A 3,150-nucleotide genomic window follows, 5' to 3' on the forward strand; every position below is an offset into this window, starting at 1 on the left:
CGCCCTGTATGGGAGCCTTTGAAGCTTATTGGACCTTCCCAATAGGGCGTCCGCGTCGCCATCCACGCCTCGCGGTTGAGCGCGGTCGCGGTAATATTGAGATTGCGAGATGGCAATTCGATGCGCCATGCAACCGGGATATCGCGACCGGCCACACGCGCGGTGTCGAGCGGCGTCAGCTTCAGTGTCCCTGAAGGTAGCGGCGTCGGCTTTCCTTCTGCGGAAATCCATGTTGTGGATGTAAATCCGCTACCGCCATCCCGCAGGCGAAAGCCCATCAGCTTTTCACCGCTGTCGAGATGCAAAGAGAACCAGTCCCATCCGGTCTGATCTGCTGCCAACGGCTGTGACGACCATTCCCGGTCTAGCCACGCTTGCCCAGTGACGGCAACCTTGCCTTCCGGCAGATCAAGCTTGCCCTCGACGGAGTAAAAAGGCTGCGAGTAGTAATAGCTTGCCTGCCCTTTTGCGGATTTCACGGAGTAGCCGTTCTGGCCCTGCAGAACGAGTGGACCGGTTGCGTGAAGCCTTAGATCGTAGCGAAACTTCGCACCAGCAGCCCTGAGGTCGATATCCGACAGCCCGTCTTGTTGGCTGCCGCCAACCAAGCTTTGCATCTGCCAATCGTCGATCCAGGCCGCAAAGGGCGAGGCGGTCACGCCTGCCTGGCCGACTCCACCACGAGCAAGGCGCTCGGCGACATACTGCTGCCTTTGCGTCGTCAACGCCGCGTGGCCCATCCAGACCTGCGGGCTCGACCAGCCGGTCTTCTCGCCCGGTGCAAGTGCTGAGCGAAAGAGCGTCCATTGTACGCCATACTCCGTGCCGTCGGCGGATTTCAGGTTTGCCGTCAGATACCACCACTCGATCCGATAATTCGGATGCGACCCATGATCGACCGAAAAGTTTAACGCGATCCCGGGCTGTGGAACCGCAAATCCCTCTGCGGTCGTACCAAGATCGGCAAACCCCTGAGCACTAGCCGTGCCGCCGAAAGCGTTGCAGAGCATAATTACGGTAGAGAGTGTCGACAGCAAAGATCTAGTGTTCATTGGCGAAGACCTTCAGAAGATCGGTGGGCGTGACCCGCGCGAGACGCCTCAGTGGGATCAGCGCCGACAGGAGCGCGGCGGCAAGCGCGATCGCCCCAAGCCGCAGCCAGTCGGCCGGGAACAGATGCATCGGCAGCCGCCATCCGAATGCCTCGACATTGACGATCGCGAGCAGTACCCAGGCAAGCCCGATGCCGACCGGTAGCGCAGCAAGCAGGGTAATGACGACGAGCACCATGGCTCGTGCCAATTCAAGAAGGACCAATTGCCGCCGCGTCAATCCCATCGCCCAGGCTGGTGCCAACTGCTGCAGCCGCATCCCCGACAGGGTCATCAGGCTTGCAAACATTGCCAGGCCCGCAACCGCAAGGGTCAGCACATTCAGCGCCGCCGTCACAGCAAAGGTCTGTTCGAAAATTTGAATTGACCGGCGTTTGAGACTCGCCTGATCAACCACGTTCTGCTCAGGAAGATCGAACTGCTTGCGCAGCTCGCTGCCCACTCCGGCGACCTTTGCGCGGGCCAAGCGCAGACCGTAGCGAAGCCGGGAGACGTCCGGATAGTGCGATGTCAAGGCAACTATGCCGACGATGACCTGTCCCGTCGGATTGCCGTAGTCAGAATAAACTCCCGCGATCACCGTCGTCCAGCCGCCGGGCAGGATGAGAGGATCGCCGATGTTCAGATGATCGCGGCGCGACAGCTGCTCATTGACCAAAGCGGCCTTGCCGCGGGCCACACGATCCCAAACGTCGGACGTCGCCTGCAACAGGGGCCAGTTGTCGCGATAGGTCGCATCATCCGCTACGCCGAAGATCTGCACTGGCTGTCCTTGGACGTCGCCTTCGACATTCCAGACCGGGAGGATGGCGTCTACCCGAGGTGTGAGCCATTCGCGAAGGGCGGTAGCCTCAGTCTCGGTTCGTGCCGTGACGTAGAGTTCGGCAGCCAGTCGCTGATCGAGCCAGCCGGTAAACGTCAAACGGAAGCTTGACACCATCGTTCCCACGCCGACATTTGCGGACAATGCCAGCAAGAGTGCCATCAGCGCCAGCGAAAGGCCGGGCAATTGCTGGCGTGTGTCCGCCCAGAACCACGCCGTTACGGGTCTCGCCGACCATCGCTGCATGACGAGCAGGAACAGCGCGAGGAGGACCGGCAACATTAGCGCCGCTCCCAGAAGCAGGCCGCCGAGGATGGAAAACCCGGCGATCAGCCCCGTACCCCAACGAGCGAGCGCAAGCGTCAAAGCAAAAAGCGCAATCGCGGCTATCGCTTGAATGCGAAACGCACCTTCCGACGCCCGCGCCCATGCACGCGGTTGGGCCGGTACCAGCAGAGGCATGCGCCAAATGCGCCAGAGACTTTGCGCGGCCGACAAAAGTGTTCCGAAAACCGCAATGCCCAGTCCCGTCGCCCACCATGTCGGGCGCAACGTCAGCGCCCCCGGAATACTGGCGCCATAGAGACCTTGCAAGGTTGCGGCGACTCCCGGCAGAAGAAGCGATGCGACGAGATAGCCGAGCGCCACCCCGGCGACGCCTGCCACCAGCGCCAGCATGATCAGTTCGGTCAGCAAAAGACCCGTCAACGATCGCGCCGACAGACCGAGCGAACGCAGCGTCCGGAAGGTTGAGCGGCGTTGTTCGAAGGCTAGCCCGATTGCGGAATAGACGATGAACAACCCGACCGCAAAGGCCAGAAAGCCGAACGCGGTCAGGTTCAAGTGGAAGCTGTCGGTCAGTCTCGCCAAATCGCCCTGGGGGTCCGGTTTCTTCAGCGTCAGTTGCGGCGCAGTCGACGCAAGCGTGGCACGATCGACAGGCTGATCCGGCGAGACGATCAGGCGGCTGATCTGGCCGGGCTTTCCGAGCAGGGACTGGGCTATCCCGATATCGGTGATTGCAATGCCCGGCAGCAGGTCTTTTGCGATCCGCAATGGCGGCGTTTGCTGGCCTGCCAGCTGTTCTACCGTGGCTGGCGAAACGTAGAGCTGCCCCGGTGGGGTGATGAACGGCAGAAGACTATCGCCTCCTGCCAGATCCACCTGCTGCGCGTCGCGCGGCAAGCTCACAGGATCGATGCCGAGGACGTGCAG

At 61.5% G+C, this 3,150-nt stretch carries 2 protein-coding genes; both read right to left on the bottom strand.

Annotated elements, in window-relative coordinates:
* Window positions 1-1,010, bottom strand: a 1,010-nt coding sequence (locus AAAC48_RS18510; protein ID WP_340655593.1) for a lipocalin-like domain-containing protein, incomplete at its 3' end; no start/stop codon positions are given.
* Window positions 1,011-1,041: 31 nt separating this feature from the next.
* A partial coding sequence (locus AAAC48_RS18515) for an ABC transporter permease (RefSeq protein WP_340655592.1) occupies window positions 1,042-3,150 on the bottom strand: 2,109 nt, incomplete at its 5' end.

The sequence above is a fragment of the Phyllobacterium sp. genome (assembly GCF_037994405.1).
GTDB lineage: Bacteria > Pseudomonadota > Alphaproteobacteria > Rhizobiales > Rhizobiaceae > Phyllobacterium.